27 protein-coding genes are annotated in these 24,542 nt (G+C 59.6%); 23 read left to right on the top strand and 4 right to left on the bottom strand.

Annotation, left to right across the window (positions count from 1 at the left end; genetic code table 11):
• The first annotated feature begins 82 nt into the window (after nt 1–82).
• From AC1DQ3_RS14165 to AC1DQ3_RS14150, 4 genes are all read left to right on the top strand, one after another.
• Nucleotides 83–304: a hypothetical protein gene (locus AC1DQ3_RS14165; RefSeq protein ID WP_477120816.1), complete on the top strand. Its 222-nt coding sequence runs from the start codon at nt 83–85 to the stop codon at nt 302–304.
• Nucleotides 301–702 carry a hypothetical protein gene (locus tag AC1DQ3_RS14160; RefSeq protein ID WP_477120815.1) on the top strand — a complete coding sequence of 134 codons (402 nt, stop codon included), beginning with the start codon at nt 301–303 and terminating at the stop codon, nt 700–702. The genes AC1DQ3_RS14165 and AC1DQ3_RS14160 overlap by 4 nt, the downstream gene beginning before the upstream one ends.
• A gap of 231 nt (nt 703–933) precedes the next feature.
• Nucleotides 934–1,545 carry a glutathione transferase GstA gene (gene gstA, locus AC1DQ3_RS14155; protein ID WP_477120814.1) on the top strand — a complete coding sequence of 204 codons (612 nt, stop codon included), beginning with the start codon at nt 934–936 and terminating at the stop codon, nt 1,543–1,545.
• Nucleotides 1,546–1,708: 163 nt separating this feature from the next.
• The gene (locus AC1DQ3_RS14150; protein ID WP_477120813.1) at nt 1,709–2,677 is read left to right on the top strand and encodes an MBL fold metallo-hydrolase; all 969 of its coding nucleotides are present in this window, start codon (nt 1,709–1,711) and stop codon (nt 2,675–2,677) included.
• Between the two features lie 62 nt (nt 2,678–2,739).
• Here the strand turns inward: AC1DQ3_RS14150 and AC1DQ3_RS14145 are convergent, their stop codons facing one another.
• Nucleotides 2,740–3,780, bottom strand: coding sequence for a GlxA family transcriptional regulator (locus AC1DQ3_RS14145; protein ID WP_477120868.1), 1,041 nt, complete (start codon nt 3,778–3,780; stop codon nt 2,740–2,742).
• A gap of 118 nt (nt 3,781–3,898) precedes the next feature.
• On the opposite strand from AC1DQ3_RS14145, the gene AC1DQ3_RS14140 reads away from it, so the two are divergent.
• The 18 genes from AC1DQ3_RS14140 to AC1DQ3_RS14055 all read left to right on the top strand — a co-directional run bounded on the left by AC1DQ3_RS14140 (nt 3,899) and on the right by AC1DQ3_RS14055 (nt 20,984).
• Nucleotides 3,899–4,432, top strand: coding sequence for a tautomerase family protein (locus AC1DQ3_RS14140; protein ID WP_477120812.1), 534 nt, complete (start codon nt 3,899–3,901; stop codon nt 4,430–4,432).
• 74 nt (nt 4,433–4,506) lie between these two features.
• Entirely contained in the window at nt 4,507–4,968 is a 462-nt protein-coding gene (locus AC1DQ3_RS14135; RefSeq protein ID WP_477120811.1) for a hypothetical protein, read from the top strand.
• A 58-nt stretch (nt 4,969–5,026) separates the two neighbouring features.
• A complete protein-coding gene (locus AC1DQ3_RS14130; protein ID WP_477120810.1) occupies nt 5,027–5,491 on the top strand; it encodes a MarR family winged helix-turn-helix transcriptional regulator in 465 nt (154 codons plus the stop codon).
• A gap of 80 nt (nt 5,492–5,571) precedes the next feature.
• Nucleotides 5,572–6,564 (top strand): carbon-nitrogen hydrolase family protein, encoded by a 993-nt coding sequence (locus tag AC1DQ3_RS14125; protein ID WP_477120809.1) that lies wholly within the window; start codon nt 5,572–5,574, stop codon nt 6,562–6,564.
• A gap of 64 nt (nt 6,565–6,628) precedes the next feature.
• A complete protein-coding gene (locus tag AC1DQ3_RS14120) occupies nt 6,629–7,564 on the top strand; it encodes an SDR family NAD(P)-dependent oxidoreductase (protein ID WP_477120808.1) in 936 nt (311 codons plus the stop codon).
• A gap of 72 nt (nt 7,565–7,636) precedes the next feature.
• The gene (locus AC1DQ3_RS14115; protein ID WP_477120807.1) at nt 7,637–8,989 is read left to right on the top strand and encodes an epoxide hydrolase family protein; all 1,353 of its coding nucleotides are present in this window, start codon (nt 7,637–7,639) and stop codon (nt 8,987–8,989) included.
• Between the two features lie 165 nt (nt 8,990–9,154).
• A complete protein-coding gene (locus AC1DQ3_RS14110) occupies nt 9,155–9,787 on the top strand; it encodes a LysE family translocator (protein ID WP_477120806.1) in 633 nt (210 codons plus the stop codon).
• 598 nt (nt 9,788–10,385) lie between these two features.
• Nucleotides 10,386–11,405 (top strand): zinc-dependent alcohol dehydrogenase family protein, encoded by a 1,020-nt coding sequence (locus AC1DQ3_RS14105; RefSeq protein WP_477120805.1) that lies wholly within the window; start codon nt 10,386–10,388, stop codon nt 11,403–11,405.
• 118 nt (nt 11,406–11,523) lie between these two features.
• A complete protein-coding gene (locus tag AC1DQ3_RS14100; RefSeq protein WP_477120804.1) occupies nt 11,524–12,150 on the top strand; it encodes a TetR/AcrR family transcriptional regulator in 627 nt (208 codons plus the stop codon).
• Nucleotides 12,151–12,472: 322 nt separating this feature from the next.
• On the top strand, nt 12,473–13,147 hold the full coding sequence (locus AC1DQ3_RS14095; RefSeq protein WP_477120803.1) for a YciI family protein: 675 nt from the start codon (nt 12,473–12,475) through the stop codon (nt 13,145–13,147).
• 84 nt (nt 13,148–13,231) lie between these two features.
• On the top strand, nt 13,232–14,140 hold the full coding sequence (locus AC1DQ3_RS14090; protein ID WP_477120802.1) for a LysR family transcriptional regulator: 909 nt from the start codon (nt 13,232–13,234) through the stop codon (nt 14,138–14,140).
• 418 nt (nt 14,141–14,558) lie between these two features.
• The gene (locus AC1DQ3_RS14085) at nt 14,559–15,965 is read left to right on the top strand and encodes an NAD-dependent succinate-semialdehyde dehydrogenase (RefSeq protein WP_477120801.1); all 1,407 of its coding nucleotides are present in this window, start codon (nt 14,559–14,561) and stop codon (nt 15,963–15,965) included.
• A 178-nt stretch (nt 15,966–16,143) separates the two neighbouring features.
• Nucleotides 16,144–16,575: a tautomerase family protein gene (locus tag AC1DQ3_RS14080; protein ID WP_477120800.1), complete on the top strand. Its 432-nt coding sequence runs from the start codon at nt 16,144–16,146 to the stop codon at nt 16,573–16,575.
• A gap of 264 nt (nt 16,576–16,839) precedes the next feature.
• Nucleotides 16,840–17,550 (top strand): 3-oxoacid CoA-transferase subunit A, encoded by a 711-nt coding sequence (locus AC1DQ3_RS14075; RefSeq protein WP_477120799.1) that lies wholly within the window; start codon nt 16,840–16,842, stop codon nt 17,548–17,550.
• Nucleotides 17,547–18,194 carry a 3-oxoacid CoA-transferase subunit B gene (locus tag AC1DQ3_RS14070; RefSeq protein WP_477120798.1) on the top strand — a complete coding sequence of 216 codons (648 nt, stop codon included), beginning with the start codon at nt 17,547–17,549 and terminating at the stop codon, nt 18,192–18,194. Before AC1DQ3_RS14075 ends, AC1DQ3_RS14070 begins: the two co-directional genes overlap by 4 nt.
• A gap of 173 nt (nt 18,195–18,367) precedes the next feature.
• Entirely contained in the window at nt 18,368–19,144 is a 777-nt protein-coding gene (locus AC1DQ3_RS14065; protein ID WP_477120797.1) for an enoyl-CoA hydratase/isomerase family protein, read from the top strand.
• Nucleotide 19,145: 1 nt separating this feature from the next.
• A complete protein-coding gene (locus AC1DQ3_RS14060; protein ID WP_477120796.1) occupies nt 19,146–20,441 on the top strand; it encodes a CaiB/BaiF CoA transferase family protein in 1,296 nt (431 codons plus the stop codon).
• A gap of 246 nt (nt 20,442–20,687) precedes the next feature.
• Nucleotides 20,688–20,984: a DUF1330 domain-containing protein gene (locus tag AC1DQ3_RS14055; RefSeq protein ID WP_477120795.1), complete on the top strand. Its 297-nt coding sequence runs from the start codon at nt 20,688–20,690 to the stop codon at nt 20,982–20,984.
• Between the two features lie 33 nt (nt 20,985–21,017).
• On the opposite strand, the gene AC1DQ3_RS14050 is transcribed toward AC1DQ3_RS14055, so the two are convergent.
• On the bottom strand, nt 21,018–21,515 hold the full coding sequence (locus AC1DQ3_RS14050; protein ID WP_477120794.1) for a winged helix-turn-helix transcriptional regulator: 498 nt from the start codon (nt 21,513–21,515) through the stop codon (nt 21,018–21,020).
• A gap of 119 nt (nt 21,516–21,634) precedes the next feature.
• Here AC1DQ3_RS14050 and AC1DQ3_RS14045 point away from each other — a divergent pair, with 119 nt between their 5' ends.
• On the top strand, nt 21,635–22,819 hold the full coding sequence (locus AC1DQ3_RS14045) for an MFS transporter (protein WP_477120793.1): 1,185 nt from the start codon (nt 21,635–21,637) through the stop codon (nt 22,817–22,819).
• A 31-nt stretch (nt 22,820–22,850) separates the two neighbouring features.
• Here the strand turns inward: AC1DQ3_RS14045 and AC1DQ3_RS14040 are convergent, their stop codons facing one another.
• Both AC1DQ3_RS14040 and AC1DQ3_RS14035 read right to left on the bottom strand, forming a co-directional pair.
• Nucleotides 22,851–23,021, bottom strand: a complete 171-nt coding sequence (locus tag AC1DQ3_RS14040) for a DUF1059 domain-containing protein (RefSeq protein WP_477120867.1) — start codon at nt 23,019–23,021, stop codon at nt 22,851–22,853.
• A gap of 155 nt (nt 23,022–23,176) precedes the next feature.
• Nucleotides 23,177–24,004, bottom strand: a complete 828-nt coding sequence (locus tag AC1DQ3_RS14035; RefSeq protein WP_477120792.1) for a hypothetical protein — start codon at nt 24,002–24,004, stop codon at nt 23,177–23,179.
• Nucleotides 24,005–24,542: the final 538 nt, after the last annotated feature.

Below are 24,542 nucleotides of genomic sequence, written 5' to 3'. Positions count from 1 at the left end.
GCTTATCAACATTGTGATGAATAGTCGCTCACGAAAATCGATGGTACCTTGGCACCAGCAATTCACAAGTGAGGATTTTGCAATGACTGATGCACTTGATGGCGTACGCGAACACTATCGCGCGACCGGCCTGACCGATCGGCTGAAGATCGCACTCACGGTCCTTGGGCCGGAGGATCAGCCGCACACACCACGGCAACCGGGGGCCCTCGACCACTTTCACACGCGTGGGCTTGCTGCCACCGCCGATCTTGCCCAACTGACCGGAATCTCCGCCGACATGTCGGTGCTGGACGTTGGATGAAACGCCTTCTTCTTAATTTGACAACAGCCTCTGTGCTGGTCGCTTCTGCTGGAGTCTCCATGGCGCAAATCACCCCGATGCCAACCACGCCAACCACGAAGATATTGGCGATTGGCACCTTTCCGCCGGGCACGGACATGCAACTTGTCCAACACATTCTTCCGACCGAAGTTCGCGAGACGGCGCAGCTCTACCTCGAGGGCAAGATTGACCAGTGGTATTCACTGCAAGACCGGGCTGGGGTGGCGTTCATCCTGAACGTTACGGATGTCAATCAAGCGCATGAAATGCTTGAGGCACTTCCCTTGGGGAAAGCGCACTTAATGACATTCTCGCTCCTCCCAATAGGCCCACTGAAGCCGTTGAGTAAGCTTTTGAATCCGCCTCCCCCCCAGTAGAAAGCGCTATAGCTTACCGGGCTGCTGCGCCGCCGGTTTTCCTGGAGAGGCAGGCAACGCGGGCAGACTATCCCGCCGCTGTGGTTTGGTAACCTGGAGGTTACCGGATGATATCGGCGCGGACTGCTCATGGCGTCCTATGGCCCGTCACCATCAGATGCGCCGTGACGATCAAGGTGGGATCGATCGTAGCGCAATTGTTTTAAATCCTTGTCAGGATCAGAATCAAACATGAAGCTCTATTACTCGCCGGGAGCATGCTCGCTTGCGTCACATATCGTCGCACGCGAAGTCGGTATCGCAATTGAACTCGAAAAGGTGGACATTTCGTCGAAGCGCACGCAAGGCGAAATCGACTTTCTCACAATCAATCCAAAGGGAAACGTGCCAGTGCTCGCACTGGACGACGGGATCTTTCTTACGGAGGGTCCTGCAATCATGCAGTTCCTCGCGGACTTGAAGCCAGAACGCGATCTCGTTCCTCGCCATGGGACGATGGCGCGGTACCGTCTGCAGGAATGGCTTGGTTTCATTAATTCTGATTTGCACACGAGTTACTCCCCGCTCTTCAATCCCGCGACACCAGAACTGATCCGCAGCGAAAAGCGGGAAATACTCTTCAAATATTATGCATTCCTGGAGCGATCCCTGACGCCCCGGCCATGGTTGCTGGGAGAGCAATTCTCGGCAGCCGACGCCTATCTTTTCACGGTAACAAATTGGGCAAGACACGTTGGACTGGACTTATCGCGGCTGCCCGCCATCACTGCGTTTCAGCAACGCGTGGCTGGTCGCCCGCAAGTCCGGGAAGCACTTTTGGCGGAAGGTTTACTGCGGGACTGATCAGATAATGGCTCTTGCGGCGACTGTTCGCCACGCAAGGTGCCGGGTACCGAAATCGAAATCAATTCGGAGTTCAAGGGTAGTCGGCGTCAGGTAGCAAGCAGCAACGACAAACTCCTGAGCCTGGAATCCACTGGGAAACAGCGGCGCCAAGGAGGCGGATATGATTGAGCCGATCGACAGCCTGGAGATTACGGTCATAGTCGATAACGTTACCGATATCCTTTCATCGAATCCGACGTATGTGGAAACAGAGGTTGCCGGGGCCTGGCGGCGCGGGATGAAATCGCTTGGCGGAAAATGTCTTTGTTGCGCCGCTCACGGCTTGTCTTGCCTGATTACAGCCAGAATTGGCGACACGTCGCACTCGCTTCTGTTTGATACGGGGCCTGATGAGTGGGTATTCGAACGTAACATCGGCAGGCTCGGACTCGACCTCGGCCAGGTCGGCGCGATGGTGCTTTCACATGGACATTGGGATCATGCAGCAGCGATGCCACGGGCACTGCAGATGATAACTTTGGCAAACGGTGGAAAGCCTGTCCCAACCTATATGCATCCAGAAATGTTCGCATCGCGAGCGGTCAGGAATCCGCAGGGCCGCATGATGCCGATGGAGGATATTCCAAGCCAGCAGGTGCTTGCCGGTAACGGTGCAGAACTGATTATTACGAGAGTTGAACAGTCGGTTCTGTCGAAATCATTCTACGTTAGCGGTGAAATCCCGCGCGTGACAAGCTTCGAGCGGGGTATGCCTGGCCAGCACAGGCTTGGCCCTGACGGCGAATGGGCGTTGGACGAACTCCTCGTGGATGAACGATTCGTTGCCGTGCATATCGCCAACAAGGGTTTGTTTGTTTTTACAGCCTGTTCGCACGCAGGTCTCATCAACGTATTGACTCATGCCCGCAATCGCTTCCCTGACGTCCCGATCTACGGCGTACTAGGCGGCTTCCATTTGTCAGGTGCAACAGAAAGCATCATTCCAGACACTGTCGAAGCGCTGGAACAGTTCAATCTCAGTCTGATCGCCCCCGCGCATTGCACCGGTTGGCGGGCAATGGGCGCACTGGCAACACGATTCAAGGATCGAGTCGTATCATCGGCGGTAGGGAAGCGTTTCTTTCTTTGACCAGGGGACGTGGAGAACAGTGGCCATCCGGGAGCATTCCGCCTCGGCGGTTTTCCGGATTGTCAATCAACTATGCCATGCGACTCGCGTTCTATCTCGTCCGCGACAGCGGCGCGCGCAAATCGCATTTGATATTCGCTCGGCGAGAGTCCGGTCTTGCGCTTGAACAGTTGCCGAAATGTGCTGAGGTCTCCATAGCCGACGCGCTGGCTGACAATATCGAGGCCGATAGGTCTTGATTCCAGCAATTGTTTGGCCACTTCGATGCGCAGATTCTGCAGATACGCCAATGGCGCAAGGCCTAGCGCCTGCTTGAAACGTCGGTTAAGCGTCCGCTCGCTGACAGCGAGGCCCGCGGCGAGTTCACTCAGTCGAAACCCCTGATGAATTGACGCCTCCATGCGCTGTTGAGCTTGCGCGACGAGCGGATCCGCATGTCCGTGGTCGTCGAGAAGCTTGGCGTAAGAAGCTTGGGAAGTCCGGTTCATGTCGATCAATAGCGACTTGGCGGTCATCGCGGCAAGTTTCTCACCGGCGAATATTTCGACCAACCGCACGGCGAGGTTGAAATACGATGTCACTGAACCGCCCGAGATAATGCCATCCTGCCCGGTCAGGACTTCGTGGGCTCGAAGTTCGACACGCGGATAGCGTCGGGCGAAGTCAGCCGCTTTGGCCCAGTGTGTCGTGGCGACCCGGCCGTCGAGCAATCCCGCCTCGGCAAGCAGATAGTTGCCGGTGCAGTATGCGGCCAGCACGGCTCCCGCCTTGCGTTGGCTCCGTAGCGCCGAAGACAGCGCGTTCAACTGCTCCCGGCGGCCGATGAACTCATCCATGTTGGAAAAAAACGGGGCCGTAATCACAACGGCGTCTGCAGGCTTGCGTGGATCGATTTTGCCGTCCACCGCAATGCTTTGGCCCGAAGCAGCCCTGACCGGTTGCCCGTCAAGCGATTCCACGCGCCACGCGAACATGGGTAAAGGGTTGGGCCTCTGCATGCCTTCCCGCGCACTCAGGTGATTGGCTGCGTTGAGGACGTCGATGGTTCCCGCGACGCCGGATGCCAGAATTCCGTCATACACCCAGATCCGGATCGTGATCATTTGCCCCATTTGCGTATTTGTCCGATATTCCTCGAATGATGGCAATACTGCCACTTCCAGACTCTCCCGTAAAGCGCGATGATCGCCAAACCGAAACACATGACGAAGGACTGTGACCATGCCGATGATCGACGCGCTGTGGCCGGACGATGCCTTGACGCCTGAAGCGGAAGCACGCCTGGTTGGAGAACTGACTGACATCCTGATCAAAGCGGAAGGCTATGACCCGGGCAATCCGATTGCGCAGGGCGTCACCGTGCTTCATCTCCATCGACCGGCCGCGGTATTCGTCGGCGGGGAACGCTCGAAGGCAGCGCGCTACCGGATCATTCCTTCGGCGCCTGAAGGGCAATACACAGACGAGTCACGTAGAGCGTTGGTTAAGGCAGTCACAGAAGCGGTAGCCCGCGCCGAAAACCGACCGTTCGAAGAGGTCGCAGCGCGCGTCTGGGTTTTCCCGACGGAGATTCCGGACGGTACCTGGGGGAGTCGTGGCGCCATTTACACGCTGCCTGACATTCATGCACTTCTGGCCGGTGAATCTGAACGGCATGTCGGCGCGGAGCGACTCGCGCGGCGAAGGCGCGAGCAGGCACGAATCGCACTTGGCGCCGCTGTAGATGCCGCCAGCGCTGGCATTGCCAGGTCGTAGCCGCGTTCCTCGCGATTTGTTGAGCGGGGCCTGTGTTCGCTGACAACGTTCATACCATCGATGGAGTACCCAACATGAAATTCAACGATACGGCGCCAGTCCTGGCTCCTGCCGGCAGCCCGCCGTTCTGGCTGATCAGGCTAGCCGAAAATGCGACGCTTGAGGCGACCGTCCTGAAGCGTCCGGTCGAAGGGCGGGCCGACATCCTGTCGGTGATCAGGCACGCGGTCTCGCTCTACGAGTTCCAGCATCACGGCTACAAGGGCGAGACAGGCAACGGACTATACATGGAGTCCTACCGCGCGCAGATTCAGGGCATGCCGATCGAGACGCTACTCGTGGCGCACCTGAACGAACAGGGTGACGTTGACTCCGTGGTGATCAACCATCGTCCGCTGAATGCCGCGCTGCTGTTTTCGAAATTGATGTGGGAGCGGGTTGACGAGCGGTTCCGTGAACTCTATCTGACCGGACCGGAAGCCGACGCCGTGAATGCAGCGGGAGATACCTCGATCACGCTCGCGCAAACCAGATGAGTCGCTGGCAGTCTGGAATTTGTCCTTCGATGTATTGCATATGCAACATGAGCCGAGCATGACGTTAGACATTCAGCACAACGCAGGTAATGACGTGAGCAGCGAGATCGCGCGGCACTGCCTGCTGACGCGTACGCGGCAGATTTCGCGGGTCTTGACCGCGATTTATGACGACGCGTTACGGCCGTTCGGCATCAACGCCCCTCAGTTCAGCCTGCTCGTGCTTATCGTGGAGCATGAACCACTCAGCCGTTCGGATCTCGGTCGCAAGAACCATCATGACCGGTCGACGCTTACAAGGATTTTGCAACCCCTGATCTCGCAGGGGTGGGTCGCCGAAGGCTTCCCCGGAGGCGATGGCCGCAGTCGCCCCCTTTCGCTCACGGAACAAGGCAAAGCATTGCTCGGCAGCGCCGCATCCGCATGGTCGACTGCGCAGACAAAAGCGAGAGCCCAGCTGGGAGAGGCTGGGGCCGACGCGCTAATAGGCATCGCGGGCGAGTTGCCGCGGCGCACGAGCTGATTTTTTCCATTCTCAAAGTTGCATATGCAATACCACCAGGGGCGCCTGAGTGCCCATCTTTATCAGTCAAGGAGTTTGCAATGAAAGTCGTCAAAGCCGCCGCAGTCCAGATCAGCCCTGTCCTCTACAGCCGTGAGGCAACCGTCGAGAAAGTCGTGCAGAAGATCCACGAGCTTGGTGAGAAGGGGGTGCAGTTCGCCACGTTTCCAGAGACCGTAGTGCCTTACTACCCGTATTTTTCCGCGGTCCAGTCCGGCATTCAGCTTCTGTCCGGAACTGAGCAGCTGAGGCTGCTTGAACAGTCCGTGACGGTGCCCTCCCCCACCACCGACGCAATCGGCGAGGCGGCCCGCAAGGCGAGCATGGTGGTGTCCATCGGCGTGAATGAGCGTGACGGCGGCACCATCTACAACACGCAACTGCTCTTCGACGCGGACGGCACCTTGATCCAGCGCCGCCGCAAGATCACGCCCACGCATTTCGAACGCATGATCTGGGGCCAGGGCGATGGGTCGGGGCTGCGCGCCGTCGACAGCAAGGTCGGCCGCATTGGCCAACTCGCATGCTTTGAGCACAACAACCCGCTCGCGCGCTACGCGATGATTGCGGACGGCGAGCAGATCCATTCGGCCATGTATCCGGGGTCTGCCTTCGGCGAAGGGTTTGCCCAAAGAATGGAAATCAATATCCGCCAGCATGCACTGGAGTCCGGCTGCTTCGTCGTGAACGCAACGGCCTGGCTGGACGCCGACCAGCAGGCGCAGATCATGAAGGACACGGGCTGCGCGATCGGTCCGATCTCGGGCGGTTGCCTGACCACCATCGTGACACCGGACGGCATGCTGCTGGGCGAACCTCTCCGCTCCGGTGAGGGCGAGGTCATCGCCGATCTTGATTTCTCGTTGATCGACCGACGCAAGGCCTTGATGGACTCGGCCGGACACTACAACCGGCCAGAGCTGCTCAGTCTCCTGATCGACCGCACGCCCACCGCGCACATTCACGAACGCGCCGCGCACGCCAAGACGACCGTCGAACCGGGCCCGGACGATCTGCACGCCACGGTAGCCTGAGCATACAGGTTACGCGCAGCCGCCTCGTCCAGATTTATTTGAACCCAACGAATTGGTAAACGAAATGACTAATCAAACTACACATGATCGCCCGATCCTCGTCACCGGAGCAGCCGGCGCTATCGGTGGCATCGGTCGGCACGTCACCGAAATGCTCCTCGCCAAGGGGCACAAGGTGCGTGCCCTGGTTCGACGCGAGGATGAACGCGCTGAAGCCCTGCGTCGGCTCGGCGCCGAAGTCATGGTCGGCGATCTGACCGATCTTGCTTCGATGCATCGCGCGATCGAAGGCTGCTCGCGCATCTATTTCGGCATGTCGATCTCGGCGGCCTATCTGGAGGCCACGGTCAATATCGCAGCGGTGGCGCGCCACCACGGCGTCGAAGCCTTCGTCAACATGTCGCAGATGACGGTCACGCAGATGAGCGTCACGGAGACCACCGGCAGCCCTCAGCACAAGCTCCACTGGCTTGCCGAGCAGGTACTCTCATGGTCGGGGCTGCCCGTCGTCACGGTGCGACCGACGGTCTTCCTCGAAGGCTTCTTTCTGCGTCTCGCCGATGCTGGTGTGCGCGAACGCGACGAACTGGTGTTGCCGCTGGGCGGCAGCCGAACCTCACCGATCTCGGCTGCCGATGTGGCGCACGCCGTATCCGTTATCCTCGACGATCCGGCGCCGCACATCGGCCGTGTCTATAACCTGACCGGATATGAGTCGGCCGATCTCGAACACTATGCGCGTGCCTTTTCCGACGCACTCGGCCGCACGATCCGCTATCGCGATGTGCCGCTTTCAGCGTGGGCCGATAAGCTCCGGGAGGCAGGCGTGCCGGCCCATCTCGTCGATCATCTCGCCGTGATGGCCGAACTGCATGCGCAGGGACGATACGACCGCATGACAGACGACCTGTTCAAGCTCACCGGCAAAGCGCCGACGAGCATGTACGACTTTGTGAAGCTCCACGCCGGCGAATTCACTCGTGGCGATGCCCCCGCTTAACGCGCTTAACGCCTTCCTATTTCTGTCGTCGCCTTCTGTCGTCGCCTTCTGTCGTCGCCAATCGAGAATCTTATGTCAGACAACAACCCTCTCCAAACTCCGTCACGCCGTCGTTTCCTTGGCGTAGCAGCGGCGACCGTTGCCGCGGGCTCATTGAGCCGACTGGCGTTCGCAGAAGCGAATCCGTCGATCACTGAAGTCGCCAAGGCGACGGGCGGTGACAAGACCGCTATCCGTCCATTGCGTGTGCACGTTCCCGAATCACAACTTGTCGACTTGCGCAGACGCATCAAGGCAACGAGATGGCCTGACGCGGAAACGGTCAGCGACGATTCGCAAGGCGTGCCGCTCGCGACGATCCAGGAACTCGCGCGCCATTGGGCGACCGACTACGACTGGCGCAAATGCGAGGCAAAACTGAACGCGCTGCCGAACTTCGTGACCGAGATCGATGGGCTGGACATTCATTTCATCCACGTTCGTTCGAAGCACGAAAATGCGATGCCGCTTATCGTCACGCATGGCTGGCCCGGCTCGGTCATCGAGCAGTTCAAGATTATCGATCCGCTCGTCAATCCCACTGCTTACGGCGCGAGCGCGTCGGATGCTTTCCATCTGGTGATTCCGTCGTTGCCCGGCTACGGATTTTCGGGCAAGCCGACCGAGACCGGCTGGGGTCCGGAGCGCACCGCACGTGCCTGGGTCCTGTTGATGAAGCGCGTTGGATACGCGAAATTTGCCGCGCAGGGGGGCGATCTCGGCGGGATTGTCGCGAACGTGATGGCCAAGCAGGCTCCGCCCGAATTGCTGGGCATTCACATCAACTTCCCGGCGACTGTTCCCTCCGAGATTGCAAAGGCGCTCCAAGCCGGCAATCCTCCGCCGTCCGGCCTCTCTGATGAGGAAAAGCACGCATACGAGCAACTTAGCAATTTATCCAAGCGACGCGCCTACGCATTGGAACAGGGCACGCGTCCGCAAACCCTCTACGGACTGGCGGACTCACCCGTTGCATTGGCAAGCTGGCTGCTGGATCACCCGGACGGTTATACCCAGCCAGCAGCGGCACTGACCTCAGCCGTGTTCGGGCGCACGATCAACGGACACTCTGCAGGCGACCTGACACGAGACGACGTGCTCGACGACATCACGCTTTACTGGTTGACGAATACAGGAATTTCCGCGGCTCGCTTCTATTGGGAATCTCACTTCAACTTCTATGCCGCCGCCGACGCTTCCGTCCCGGCTGCCGTGAGCGCCTTTCCTGGTGAGAACTATCAGGCCCCGCGGAGTTGGTCGGAGCAGGCGTATCACAATCTCATTTACTACAACAGGCCCGAAAAAGGCGGTCATTTTGCGGCGTGGGAGCAGCCGAAATTGTTTGCGGAAGAGGTTCGGGCGGGTCTGAGACCGCTGCGCACGTAACGGAGCTGCGGAGCTTCTGGCCTCCTTTCTACGGTTTGCCCAAGCCGCTAGCGTCGAGCGCCCGAGTATGGGTGCGCTCTTTGCCGGGCACTCAGACTTACGCTTGAGTGCCCACATGACCCGTCAGGCGCCGGTAGTGGCATCGACCTTTTCTGGACTCCAAACATGACTGGAAACACCTACATCTCGACAAACCTGCTGCTTGCCTATGCGGCGTATTTCGTTGGCACCGCGAGTCCCGGGCCGAGCAACCTTGCCATTATGTCCATAGCAGCCAATCATGGCCGGAAAGCGGCGTTGATGTTCGCACTCGGTGTCATCTCGGGGTCGATGTTTTGGGCGATGGTGGCAACACTAGGCATGTCGGCTGCCCTGACCGCCTATTCCCAATTCATCATTGCAGTCAAGATTCTTGGTGGTCTATATCTCTTGTGGCTCGCCTTCAAAGCCGGACGCAATGCCCTTGCGACAGCAGCTGCATCCGAAATGAAGCTGGAACGAACACAGACATTGACGAGTGTCTACGCCCGCGGAGCGATGCTCCATCTCACCAATCCGAAAGCCATCCTCGTGTGGGTTTCCATTGTTGCGCTATCGTCGAACAGCACGGGATCTTCCCATAGTGCTGTAATTGCAGGCTGTGCGGCCATCGGATGTCTGGTGTTCGGCGGTTATGCCGTACTGTTTTCGATGGACTCGGTTCGCCGGATGTACGTGCGGACCCGTCGCGCACTCGAAGGATGCCTGGCCGTAGTATTCGGGATTGCCGGGATCAGACTCCTGACGTCGCGTGTCTAGCTGGGTTCAGTAACTTTGCTTGTCCGGTGTCGTACTGGGAAAGCAAGGTTGTCGCAAAGGGGTCCAGGCAGACCAGCGTGGTTTCCACCGATTCGCGACCAAGCCACCGTGCGATTACCGAGAGTTCAGCGCACGCAGGATAACCCTCCGGCCAAGCGCAAAGTGACTGAACCGCCATTGCTGTTTCCGATGTTGAGAACCGAGGCAATTCGCCTCGGTTCTCAACAGGAACACAGCCATGCCAGTCGCGACGCCTGCCGTCAGCCCGCTGTGCCAGCGCATGATCGAAGACATGCGGATGCGCAACCTCTCGGACAAGACCCAAACACTATCTCCGCGCCGCGCACCAGTTCGCGGCCTATCCCGGACGCTCGCGTCGGCTTCGGCAGCGTATTCCGGAGCGTTGCAGCCATTGCGACAACGGCGTGCGCGCACGATTCTCGCAATCCTGCTTGACAGTCGACAGCCTGACACCTAGTATTGATTGCGATCACAATCAAGGTTCGCAGTCAGGCTATGCGTGAGTCCGCAGCAACTTCGCCGACGAACGGCGCTTCGCCATGATCAACACCTTAACTTGAGCGAAGGAGAAAGCAACATGAAGGCCCTGTTCATCGAACGCAACGGCGAGCCGTCAGAGGTAGTCCACTGGCGTGAGTTGCCCGAGCCCACGCCCGGGCCAGCCGAAGTCCGCGTGCGGATGCTGCTGGCGCCCGTGCACCCTTCCGACTTGCACATCATCCGTGGACGTTTCGCCCCTCAGCGTCAGCCAAAACTGCCTGCTTCGCCTGGGTCCGAGGGCGTCGGCATCATCGACGCCGTGGGCAGCGACGTGCCGCGCACGCGGGTCGGAGAGCGCGTCGTTTTGCTGGACGTGCCCGGAACCTGGAGAGAGCAAGTCATCAGTCCGGCCGACCGCGCGATAACTGTACCGGCGGCGATCTCCGACGAGGACGCCGCACAGGCCCTGATCAACCCGATGACGGCATGGGCAATGACAATGGTGGAGCACCAGCTTGGACGCGGCGACTGGCTTGTCCAGAGCGCGGCCGGCTCGACGGTCGGTCGCTTCGTGCTGCAGATCGCGAAAGCGCAGGGATTCCACACCATCAACCTGGTGCGCCGTGAAGAGCAGGTCGCCGAGATCCGGGAACTCGGCGGTGACATCGTGCTGTGCACCGCGGACGAAAGCTGGCCCGAGCAGTTGAAGAAGGCCACCGGCGGCAATGGCATCGTGAGGGCGATCGACTGCGTTGCCGGCCGCACCGGCGCCACGCTTGCGCGTCAGTTGGCCCAGAACGGCCGCCTGCTCGTCTATGGCGCCCTGTCGTCGCACCGCCAGTCCGACCCGACGGCCTTCGAGATGCCGGTTTTCGCCCCGGCGCTGATCTACTCAAGTGCCGAGGTGCGCGGCTGGTTCATCTACTCATGGCTCGCACGCCAGGGGGTGAGTGACGGCAGCCGGATATTGCGCAGTCTGCTCGATCTTATAGCCGAGGGCCGCGTGAAGCCGCCGGCGGCGCGCCGCTACCACCTCGATGACGCACTCGAAGCCTTCACCGCCGCGGAGCGCGCCGGACAGGACGCCAAACCGCTGCTGGCGTTCGCCCAGGACTGAGCTTCGCCCGTGTCACCGTCGCAGGCGGCTTTGTGCCGCTCGGCGGCCGCGATTAGCGGGAGCGGATGAAGCTTGATCGAAGGTTGAAGCAAGACGGCATCAATCAGGCGCGGCATTCGTGAGTTATTCGCAGTACCCGTTTCTGGAGAACACCGTGGTGTATGTAAAACGCGAGCAATCCGATGAGAACCGCGAAGCGCTGCTGGCCACGGCCAGCCGGCTGTTTCGCGAACGAGGCATCGATGGCGTGGGCGTCGCGGAAATCGCGCGCGAAGCCGGGCTGACGCACGGGGCGCTGTACGCGCATTTCCGCTCGAAGGACGATCTGGCGACGGAAGCCTTTTCGCAGGGCCTGGCGCGGAGCCGCGAAGCGTTCCGGGGCGAGGCAACACGTCGCAAGCGCAGCGTGTCGGGGTATCTCGACTATCTGCTTTCGCCGCACAACCGCGACGAACCGGGCATGAGTTGTCCGATGACGGCGTCGGCGAGCGAAATCGGGCGGCATGGAAAGGACATCAGTGCGCGGTTCGCCAAAGGGTTCCAGGACAAGGCGAGCGCATTCGAGGCCGTGCTGGACGAAGCTATCCCCGAGGCTGAACGGCGCCGTCTGGCGATGACCATCGTCGCAGCGGAAATCGGGGCTATGGCCGTCGCCCGTGCCGTCGCCAAAAGCGACCCTTCATTGTCCGATGAAATATTGAAGGCGGTGCATGCCGTGTTGATGCAAGCATCGAAGGGGCGGTAAAGCGACATTCGAGATCTGGCTGCGCCACGTCACCTGAAAATGCGCCGGACGTTCGTCGCCGGCTGGCATGGCAGCGAGCTCATCGTCGGCATTGAAGAAAACCAACCAACCTTCATCAGCCCTACTCCCACTCAAGGACAACATCGTGTCACATGATCTGTCGCGTCGCCGCTTTCTCGTGTCCGCCGCCGCAGGCGTCGCAAGCCTCGCGCTTGCCGACATGCCCTCGGCCATGGCAGCGTCCTCCAAAAACGCTGCCGTGCCAGGGCCCGCGTCTTCGCTTCCCACGCTTTCTGAGGTGCTCTCAGGAAATCCAGGCCCAATGAAAATCGTGAACTACGCGACGTACGTTCAGGACCGGAACAGGGTGAACGCGGCCCGAGCCGAGCATCAGGTCTACGCGGATGCGCTTCGCGAGCACGACCGGCTAGTGACAGGCGGTCCGCTGCTCGACGACAACGGGCGGGCCCGCGGCGTCCTGCTCATTTATGACGTCACGTCGAAACAGCAAGCGGAAACGTTAGCGCAAAGCGATCCGTTCGCTCTGAAAGGTGCGATTGCGGACTACCGCCTGTCCGAGTTGACCATGCTCGACAGCAACCTCGAGTTGCTCACTGCCTCGCTCGTCCCGGAGGACCGGCGTGGTCCGCCCAAAGCACCGCGTGCATCCGGCGCCACGCCAGTCGAAGCGGGCGCGCACGCCGCCCGAACCTACGTCAATTACGCGAAATACGTTTCCGACCGCTCGCGCGTCGAGCGGACAAGGCCGGCGCACCGGTCGTATGCGCGGACGATCAAGGCGAACGGCGCGCTGATCATGGCGGGTCCTTTTGCAGATGACTCTGGCGCGCTGTTCATTTATCGGGCGCAGTCGAAAGACGAAGCGATGGCGCTGGTACTAGAGGACCCGTACCACGCTGAGGGCGTGTTCGAAACGTACGCGCTTTCGGAGTGGCGGCTGTTCGGGTTGAACGCGGGATTGATCCAGAGCAGTTGAAGTGCATACTGCCCAGGTCGTGCCTTGAGAAAGCGCGGCCCCAAAGCGAAAGCGCTCGCCGTTCCTACTCATCGAGTACGCCGAATGGACCTGAATCTGATCACGTTGTTTGTTGAGATTGTGGAGTGTCACGGCTTGGCCGCGGCAGCGCGCAAGCTCGATATGTCGAAGTCAAACATCAGCCAGAGACTCAAGGTTCTCGAGCGTGAGACAAGGGCGCAACTGGTTCGACGGTCGGCGCGCAGTTTCGAGCTGACCGAAGCGGGTCAGCTGCTCTACGCCAGCGGACGGCGTATGCTGGATGACCTGGATAACGCCCGTGCATCCATCGACATGCTTGGGCACACGCTGACGGGACGGATTCGCATCAGCGTACCCACCGGCATTGGCAGGTTATTTGTCGGATCGAAGCTACGCGAGTTCGCGCGGATTCATCCGGGAATCTCGCTGACGATCGCCTTCAATAACCGGATCGATGATCTGATCGCTTCCGAAGTCGACATTGCGCTTCGGATCGAGCGAGCACCGCCCCTGGATTACGTCGCTCGTGAAGTTTGTTCGATTGACTGGATCCTTTGCGCATCTGCGAATTATTTTCAAAGGTGCGGACCGATTAACTGTCCCGCGGATCTCGCGTCACAGACTTTTATTGGGGCGCCTCCAAGTCAGGAGTCGACGATCGAGCTTAGAAATCGAAGTGACGATACGGACGCCCAGATCATCCAGATCCAGCCAACGCTACAATCGGCAGACTACCCGTTTCTCATCGATGCTGTAAAGGAAGGCATGGGCATCGGTATTCTGCCGACGTATGCAATGCGCGGACCGACTGCTCAAAATCTGCAGCAGGTACTTCCGCAATACCGGATCGTCGGGCAGCTTAACAGGCTGTACATTCTCACGCTTCCAAGTCGTTTTCCCTCACCCGCAAAACGGGCGCTAATGGAATACCTTGAAAAAGAATTGACGGAATACGCTGAGAGCTGGAAATAAGCGCATTAAATTGTTCCGTTTCAGTACCTGGCGTCATCTTGTTGGCCTGTAGCTGTCAGTCAGGCGTCACAGCGATCGAGTAACGGCAGAGACGCCGCGACGCAATCGATCCTTGGAAGCATTGGTTCAGTCTGACCGGGACCGTCGGGATACACGTCATGTCTGCGGTGGAAATGGCCGCCCGCATCACACGAGGCCACGCAACGTGCGCACTGACCGACGTGCCCGGCCCATCCGATTTTGGAGACTGGTGTCGACGGCGCCAGTTAACCAGCAGTGAACGCCGCGTCCTTCCCCAATGGGATTGTCAGCCGGCGAGATCAGTTCCAGAATGAGATAACGATGCAAGGATGGTAAAAAAATTCAGGGGCTCCGGCATTTGATTGAAGAAATAGACTTATACAGCAAGGACTGTTAGATGGAATATAAGACAATCAACCCGGCGACAGGAAAATTAGTCAAAACGTTCGAAAGTGCCAAGGACCACGAGATCGACGGCATTATTGCGACGGCTCAAGGTGCTTTCGAATCGGATTGGCGGCATCGGTCCGTTGCGGATCGTTCGCGTATTATGGCGAAGGCGGCGTCCATCCTGCGAGACAAGGCGGAAGAGTATGCGCAGACCATCACGCTGGAGATGGGAAAGCGGATCGTCGAAGCACGCGTCGAAGTGGCGCTGTCAGCCAATATCCTCGACTATTATGCGCGGCGTGCACATGAATTTCTTGCACCGCAACAATTGCCGGATGTGTCCGGCGGCGCCCAGGTCCATGTTGCCCCGGTTGGAATCCTGCTGGGTATCGAACCGTGGAATTACCCCTACTATCAAATTGCGCGCGTTGCTGCTCCGCAGCTCATGGTGGGCAATGTACTCATATTGAAGCATGCCGAAAACGTGCCGCAAGCTGCCCTGGCGTTTGCTCGACTGTTCGAAGAAGCCGGTGCGCCTCCGGGGGTCTACACGAACGTCTTCGCGTCGATTGAACAGGTCGGGAGGATCATCGATGATCCGCGCGTGCGTGGCGTCACCCTCACGGGCAGTGAAAGAGCCGGAGCCGCTGTTGCCGAGCGGGCCGGGCGCAACCTGAAAAAAGTCGTGCTCGAACTCGGTGGCAACGATGCCATGATCGTTCTGGAGGATGCCCCGCTCGAATGGGCGATCAATACCGCGCTAATCGGACGGACTCTGAATTGCGGACAGGTTTGTGTCGGCGCGAAACGCATCATCGTCGTCGGCAAGCAGCGCGGCGAGGAATTCCTCAGCGGTTTCAAAAAGGCCATGACCGCCCTGCAGGCTGGCGACCCTGGGGACGCGAATACAACGCTTGGGCCGATTTCGTCAGAAAGAGCCCTCGATCACCTTCTCCGCCAGATCCAGCGCTCAGTTGACGCAGGCGCAGTTATCGAGTGTGGCGGCCATCGCATCGATCGGGAAGGGTTCTATATTGCACCCACAATACTTAGCAATATCAACACGAGCGATCCGATCTATCGGGAAGAGCTCTTCGGCCCCATCGCTTCTTTCTTCGTTGTTGAAAATGAAGAAGACGCCATTCGGCTCGCAAACGATACGCCATATGGGCTCGGAGGCTCCGTATTGACCGCCGATATCGGGCGCGGCGAGCGGATTGCCGCGCGCATTGACAGCGGTATGGTGTTTGTAAATCGACCGTTTGCGACGATTCCCCAGCTACCGTTTGGCGGTGTCAAAAACTCCGGATTCGGGAGGGAACTTTCGATGGCCGGTCTCGAGGAATTCGTTAATAAGAAACTGATCACGACGGACCCGGTGTGCACTCCGCCCACGAAGCCTAAAGGAATCTGATGGGCAGCGGGACCGCCTTCCCCAGGAATACTGGGTTTGCGAAAAGCATCGGTTTTATCAGGTAGCCTGTCCCTGGGCTATCGTTACCGCCGCCTCACTAATGTCACATCCTTTTTCGAAATAGAATCAGACGTCTTGACATAAGAAAAGCGGCATCTATGCAGCATGGAGACAAAAAATGCCTTTGTGGAATATCTATCATCCAGTCGGCGCCTACACGGCAGAAGAAAAGCAGGAGATGGCAAGGCGAATCGCCGATATCTACATCATTCCTCGCTTCTACGTAGGCGTTCTGTTTCATGAACAGCCGAAAGACTCCTTCTTCATGGGAGGCGAGTCGCGAGGCGATTTTGTCAGAATCCGATTGGATCAATTCGCCAGGCACATCTCCAAGGACGTCGAGTGGACAGCGTCCTGGCTCCGCAAAGCGAACGCCGCGATTGCGCCATTTGTCCAGGATCGAGGCTACCACTACGAGTTGCATGTCGGCGAAACGCCGCGAGAACTATGGTTGATCGACGGCATTCACCCACCCCGGCCCGATACGGTAGCCGAGAAGAGATGGAAGCTTGAAAACCGGGCATCGCCCTATGATGCGAGTGAAGGTTGAATGGGTCAGTTTCGTCTGAACCAATTCGGACGCTGATACGCAACAGCCTCGCGGTGAGGGCCGAGCCGTCACCGCAGTCTCCCCCAGCCTTCCGGCTGCTCGCCTCCCTCGAGATCGTTTTCCATCAAAACGGAAACATTGGTTCGAATCTTCGAGATTCGCAGCAGATCTCGTTCAGGGTCTGGTTCAAGACCGGGCAAGGGACGTCGACGGGCGCAATTTACCCAAGCGACCGGACACGCCAGTCGCCTTTGGATAATTCTCATGCTTAACAAGATTCTGGAAACCTGCGACGCCGCGCTAGAGGACGTCAAGGATGGTGCAACCATCATGATCAGCGGCTTCGGGCGGGCAGGCCTTCCCTTGCAACTGATTGACGCGCTGCTTGCGCAGGGTGCGCGTGATCTCACAATCATAAGCAACAACTCTGGAAGCGACGATTCGGGATTCGGCGCGCTCATTCGGCAGAAGCGTGTAAGGAAGCTGATTTGTTCGTTCCCACGGCTCGCCGGAGCAACCCTGTTTGACGCGGCTTATCGTGCGGGAGAAGTGGAACTTGAAGTGGTTCCACAAGGCACTCTGGTGGAACGGATCCGGGCGGCGGGCGCCGGAATCGGTGGATTTTATACGCCGACCGCCTATGGCACCAGGCTCGCGGAAGGGAAAGAATCCCGCCAGATAGACGACAAAAATTATGTTTTTGAATTGCCGCTGAAAGCTGATTATGCGCTCGTGAAGGCATACCACGCGGACCGATGGGGCAACATGACTTACAGGATGTCCGGCCGCAATTTTGGTCCCGTTATGGCCAGCGCAGCGACGACTACGATCGCTCAAGTCAACGAAATCGTCCCACTCGGTACTTTGAATCCGGAGACGGTTGTTACTCCAGGAATCTTTGTACAACGCGTTGTGCAGGTTTCGCAGTCACCTGCAAGTCGGGCGGAAAATTTAGAGACGAGATCGCAGAAATGAAAAAGCTCACACGGATCGAAATGGCGCAGCGAGTCGCGCGAGACATTCCGGAAGGCGCATACGTCAATCTGGGCATTGGTGTTCCGACGCTCGTGGCCAATCATCTGGATCCACACCGGGAAATCATTTTGCACAGCGAAAACGGCATCCTCGGAATGGGACCCGCGCCCTTACCTGGCGAAGAAGACGAGGACCTGATCAACGCAGGAAAGGAACCGGTCACGCTCCTTCCCGGAGGAGCGTTTTTCCACCATGCCGATTCGTTTTCAATTGTCCGCGGCGGACATCTTGACTACTGCGTATTGGGCGCGTTCCAGGTATCGGTCAAGGGCGACCTGGCGAATTGGCACACCGGCCAGGCAGACGCGATTCCAGCGGTTGGCGGTGCGATGGATCTTGCGTCCGGCGCAAAAAATGTCTACGTGATGATGGAACATCTGACTAAACAGGGCGAAAGCAAGATCGTCGAACGATGCTCTTATCCCGTCACGGGGATGGGCTGTGTGAGCAGGATATATACCGATCTGGCAGTTATCGATATCACGCGTTCGGGCCTGGAGGTGATCGAGATCTGCGCGGACATATCGTTCGATGAACTCTCCGAATTGACGGGCGTCCCGTTGCTCCGAGGGGCAGTCGGATGAACGCAACCTGGAAGCCCGTCTGACGCCTTCAATCTGAGCCAAGGGAATTTCGCAACGAACGTTGTCTGTGCAGAAGAGGATAGAAGAGCCTGCACACAGACACCTGCTCATGTTCGTGGCGGTCCCATTTCAATTCGACAACGCCTGTACTTACGACATGACATGGAGCAAGAATGAACGAACCGATCGTTTTGAGTGAGATAAAGGACCGCGTGACCGTACTGACGATGAATTTTCGTCCGCACAACCTGATGGGTCCAACGATGTACCGCGCGCTGCTCGACGAATTCGACGCGGCGGTCAAGCGCGGTTCGCGCGCAATCCTGTTGCGCAGCGGATTGCGGCATTTCTCGGCAGGCGCCGAGGTGTCGCTGTTCCCGGATCGCATTGCGCGACAGGGCAAAGGACTGGTCGATCCGCTCGAAGTGCTACGCGCGTTCGAGACGCTGCCGGTTCCGATCGTCGCAGCCGTTAATGGCACCTGCCTCGGTGGCGGCTTCGAAGTGGCGCTCGCTTGCGACTACAGCGTGGTCGCCGAATCGGCCAAGATCGGCTCCGTCGAGGTCGCGCTCGGCCTGCATCCGTTGCTCGGCGGTATCCAGCGCCAGGTGGTGCGTGCGGGACCGGCCCGCGCCAAGGAGATGTCGATGCTCGGCCGTCGCTATGACGCGGCAACGCTTGAACGCTGGGGCCTGATCAACCTGGTGGTGCCCGACGACAAGCTCGACGAGGCTGCGCTGTCGGTCGCTCAGGAACTGGCCGCCGGCCCGACAATTGCGCACGGCGTTACCAAGCAGCTTGTGCGCATCGCGCTTGACGAAGGCCTGAACGCAGCCGACGAGGCGATGTTCGAGCTGCAAAAGCCGATCTGGGCGTCGCAGGATCTCAAGCGGGGGCTCGAAGCCTTCGGCAAGACAGGGCCCGGCACGGCCGAATTCGAAGGAAACTGACATGACTGGACCACTAGAGGGACTCAAGGTCGTCGACTTCTCGCGGGTGTTGGCCGGACCGCTCTGTGCACGCACGCTCGCCGATCTCGGCGCAGACGTGATCAAGATCGAGCCGCCACGTCCAGACGTGTCGCGCGCGGCCTACCCGAACCAGGACGGCATGTCGGGCTACTACGCGCAACAGAACAGTGGCAAGCGCAACATCAGTATCGACTTGAACGTGGGGAACGCGCGCGAGCTGGTGCTGCGCCTTTGCGATGAAGCTGACATCATCGTCGAGAATTTCCGCGCGGGCACGCTCAGGTCGTTCGGCCTTGACTACGAGACGCTCAGCCAGCGCAATCCGAAGCTGGTGTACGTGTCTATCACGGGCTACGGCCAGACAGGGCCGTGGGCGTCGCGCATGGCCTATGCCCCCACGGTGCAAGCCGAAGCCGGCTTTACGCACAACACAATGCATCATTTCGAAGGTATCGATGCAGGCCGCAAGTGGACAGATCCGCTGTCACACGCCGACGTCTACGCGGGCCTGCAGGCAACCATTGCCGTGCTCGCCGCGCTGCGCAAGCGCGAAGTGACTGGCCGGGGACAGTACATTGACGTCGCGATGGCAGCCGTGATGCTGTCCATCAACGAGCGCGCGCATCTCGATCTCGCCGGTATCGATACCGGCGCGGAGCCGGGCGTGCTGGGCGCGACCGAAGGCCCGCACTTCGTCGGGCCGGGCGGCGAGGCGTTCGTCGCGGCGCAGAGCATCGTCGGCAGCAACACGTTTCCGAACTACCTGCGCGCGATGCGCCGGATGGACCTTGGGCGCGATCCGCGCTTCAGTACCGCTGAGCGGCGTCTGCAGAACTACGGCGCGCTGCATGCGGTGATCCAGAAATGGATGCTATCGTTCCGCGACCTGAAGACGCTCGATGCGCAGCTCGACGAAGCGAAGATCGCGATCGGCCAGATCCGCTCAATGAAGGAACTCGCCGAGACCGACTGGGCGAAGCAGTGGGGCGCCGTGCAGGAAGTCCCTGACCGGCGAGGTGGCTCGTATCTTATCCACGGCTATCCGTGGCGGTTTTCAGACGACGAGCTCGGCCCGCGCAGCGCGCCGGCGTTTCGCGGTGAGCACAACGAACAGGTGTTCCGCAGCGCAGGCCTGTCGGAGAGCGAAGTGCGCGCAGCCGTCGAGGCGGGGATTCTCGTCGGTGGCCTTCCGGACTCCGTGAAGAACGCCTCGTCAGCTGCGCTGGCCGCGTCGCCGGCGCAAGTGCAGGAGCTCGTCGGATCGAATCAGGACTAGCGGCCCGCATCAAGGCGGGTTGATCAGAGCAACGCTTTTGCAGGTCGAAAATCGCGCGGGCAGGATGCAACACACTTGAGCCCGCGCGAGCGAGAGCCAGAAGGCGCTGACGTGGGAGAACCGGCAGAACGGTCAATCTCTTCAGCACATTGCTCAACGGTTTGACCGCGATCACTCGTCTGTAGAGCGGATGGCTTACGTTAACGACATTACTATCGTCAAGTATTTTTCAACGGAGGAAGCGAAATGGCCAAAGGATATTGGGTGGCAGCATATCGAGCGATTCATGACGCAAGCAAGCTCGCGGAGTACGGCGTGCTTGCGGGAGCGGTGGTGAAAGCGGCGGGCGGAAAGTTCCTGGTGCGGGGCGGCGAGGTCGTTGCGTTCGAAGCGGGTCTGAAGCAGCGCACCGTCGTGGTCGAATTCCCCAGCTTCGAACAGGCTCTTGCCGCGTATGAAAGCGCGGCATATCAGGAGGCGCTGGCCGTACTGGGAGATGGTGCCGAAAGGGACGCGCGCGTCGTCGCGGGCGTTGACGACTGAGACGTGCGGCCAATGGCGAGCAGGCGATCCCACTCACTCCTCGCCAAGGATGGCCCGATTGCGGTTCTTGATCGATTCGAAAGTTCTCTCGGTTGCGCCCTCGCCAGCTTGCAGGCGGACATCGCGCAACCCGAGCGTGCGCGTGCCTACGCGCAATGCCACCGGCTCGACGGGCAGGCCGGTGCTGTGCTCGACGAGTTGCAACGGCGCCTGGTGCCCACACCACTTGTCGCCCCATTGCATCAGCGCGATCAGTACCGGGTAGAGCGCTTCTCCCTTGTCGGTCAGGCGATATTCGGCACGCTTCTCGCAGCCCTCGGCTAGCACGCGCTCGAGCACACCAACCTCCACGAGGCGGCTCAGCCGTGCGGTCAGCACGTTGCGTGCGATGCCCAGGCGACGCTGGAAGTCGTCAAAGCGCCTCGTGCCCAGCGTGCACTCTCGCACGATGAGCAGGCTCCACCACTCGCCGACCTGTTCAAGCGAGCGCGCGATCGAACAGTTCATGCCATCAAAAGTTTTACGGTACATAGCAGCGATCGTAGTCAAAAAAGTTGCGTCGCGCAACTTACGACGGTATAGTAAGTTTCGTCACAAAACTTATAGGGTCGCTCGGCCCCCAATCGGCTCGCGCCGTGGAGAATTTCCCCATGGATAGACGTCTTCTCATCCTGGCCGCCGGCATGTTCGCGCTCGGCACCGACAGCTTTGTCATCGCCGGCGTGCTGCCACAGGTATCGGCGTCGCTCAACGTATCCATCGCGCTTGCCGGGCAAATGGTCACGCTCTACGCGCTGAGCTATGCGCTGCTGTCGCCGGTCATCGCCGCGGCGGCAGCGCACTGGCCGCGCAAGCGTTTGCTGCTCACCGGCCTGGCGGTTTTCGTGCTGGGCAATATCATCACCGCTGTGGCGCCGAACATTGAGCTCGTGCTGGCAAGCCGGCTGCTGGCCGGCCTGGGCGCGGCGATGTTCAGCCCGACGGCGACGGCCACCGGTGCGTCGCTGGTGCCACCCGAGCAGCGAGGCAGGGCACTCGCCATCGTCATCGCCGGCCTGTCCAGCGCGACGGCGCTGGGCGCGCCGATGGGCACCTTTATCGGCGGTTGGCTGGACTGGCGCGCGACGATGTGGTTCGTCGCCGCTGTCGGCGCGCTGGCTGCGGCAGGCGTGGCCTGGCGCTTTCGGGACATTCCGACGCCACCGCCCGTCAGCCTTGCGCGCCGGCTTGCGCCGCTGGGCGATGCACGCGTACTGATCACGCTGCTGACCACCTGGCTCGTGTATTCGGGCCTGTTCCTGGTCTATACCTACATCGGCTCGAGCTTCGATCGTGCCACCGGTGGCGAGCCGCGCGTGTTGGCCGGGCTGCTGCTGCTCTGGGGGTTGGCCGCGACGGTTGGCAATCTGGCTGCGGGTCGGCTGACCGACCGCTTCGGCACCCGCCGCATTATCAACGTGGCCATCGCGGTGGTCGCGGTGGACTTCGCGCTACTGCCCTGGAGTTCGGCATCGTACGCGACCGCGGTGCCCGCACTCATCGTCTGGGGCCTGTGCGGCTGGGGGTTGCTGGTACCGCAGCAGCACCGCCTGATCAGCATCACGCCCTCCGCGGCGCCGCTGCTGCTGGGATTGAACTCGGCCGCCATCTATATCGGGGTCGCGATGTCGGGCCTGATCGGCGGCGCGGCCATTACGCGGGTCGACAGCCACGCGCTTGGCCTGGTTGGCTCGGTTTTCATCGCGGTGGCGCTACTTGTCGCCGAATGGGCGAATCAGCGTATTGCGCGGTCGGATCAGCTGACCAGCACGGCTGGCGCTCCTTCGGGCGCATAGGCGCGCCGGTTGGCGGTGCGCCAACCCAGGTTCAGGCGGGTGGGGAGCCCTCCTTGAGCAATGCCTTCAACTGGGCGCGCGGTTCGGGGGGGGCCTGATGCTGATGTACCGCCACGGCATGCCGGACTGCGGCTTCTAGCAGTTCGTTTTCACTGTTGACGCCAAGTGCCAGGGTGCAGTTGAGACGCCGCGTTTCCGAGATTGCAACCGAGTGTTGGTGAGACCGATTGCGGCCATGAAGCGTCGTTCGCACGGGCATCAAAGGCGACATTCGAATGTCGCCCTCTCTTTCGTATCGGCCCGCTAGACACGATGCAATGCGCATCGTTGTTAGGTTGGCTTACCATTGTCGCTGCCCTAATCGGCGCCAACCGATTTCAAGTGGTCATCGATAATCCGCCGTATAACCGACGAACGCACGAAATACGAGAGACCGGCATGCTGGCCCTGCTGCGCCGTGATGTGCCCTGCGTTCACTCCAACAATCATCATCCGTCGGAACCGGTGGCTCGGCTGTGGCGTGACGTTAGCTGGGGGAACTTTTGCAACTGCAATCACCGGGCTTCCAGAAGCGCCTCCGAAGCTGAACCCTTCGTAAAGCAGGATGTCGCCCCGATCCTCCATATCGAAGCTGTAATCGAATCTCGGATCACTAGCGACCGTGCCACCGCGAATTATTGCTCGGATGCCACGCGGGTCGTGGCCCGTTGGATAGCCCGGAAAGGTAAGGAGGTCGAATGGTTGCAAATCCGCAATCAATTCTTCTTCGGTCGCAACGTCGGAGTAATCAAAGCAGAAATCCCATCTTTTGTCGTCAGGCTTGTCCGGATTTCGGGTCTTTGCATCGAAGATTACCGCGACGTCGTTTCGTGTGTTCGAGTCGAACAAGATCGTATTGTGATCCATCGGCACGATGAATCGCTTAACGTCTCCTGGAGACCCGTCAGCGTTCCTGGCCCGCGTTTGGCAGATAAGGTGGACTAGCTTGTAGCCAACATACTTACGTCCGTTCTGACCGAATGTAAGGTCAACCACATGCTTGTTGGTGACTAGGATTAACGTCCCGTTGTTGTTGATAGTAAACGAGGTACCAAAGCCACTCTTTGATGAACCATCCGGCCCAGCGAATACCGCTTCGGTATGAACGGCCGCGTAAATCGTTTCGTGAGTCAATCCGTGATACATGCGGAAACACCTCTGAGGGAATACGGTTAGCGGGACGACTTGGCGGATCGTTTGAAATACCCTCGGCATTCCATATTCGTCACCTCAAGGATGATACCAAGCGGTGGACAAACGACTCGGCTAACGCGCGACAGTACGCGCACTTTATACCCGACCGCCAATGCCATGGAGCTACCGAGCCATGGGTATATCGCTGATGGCCGTTACCACCAAAGACCGGCCGCCTGCGGGACCCCAATTCGAATGCCCCCAAAGGGTCGGGAAGAGACGACCGAGTTGCAGCGGGCGGAGCTCTCTTTCCGGCCGATAGTGTTGAAAAACTCCCTGGAATCTGTTTTGCGGTCGTTATTGGGGACCTTACCCCTCAACCGCTGGGCGATCATGCAATACAGGCCGATCTGAGAGGTCAACTTCTGGCGATCACGGTCGGTTAGCCACTGGTATCGGGTTTTTCAACACAATCGGCCACAACCGGCCATTGAGCGAGCCGCACGACGCCCGATGGAGCGACTGCTTTGCTCCCCCCCGGCGTCAGAAT

This window comes from Cupriavidus sp. 01T418 (genome assembly GCF_056398885.1).
This window is presented reverse-complemented; position numbering and strand designations above follow the sequence as displayed.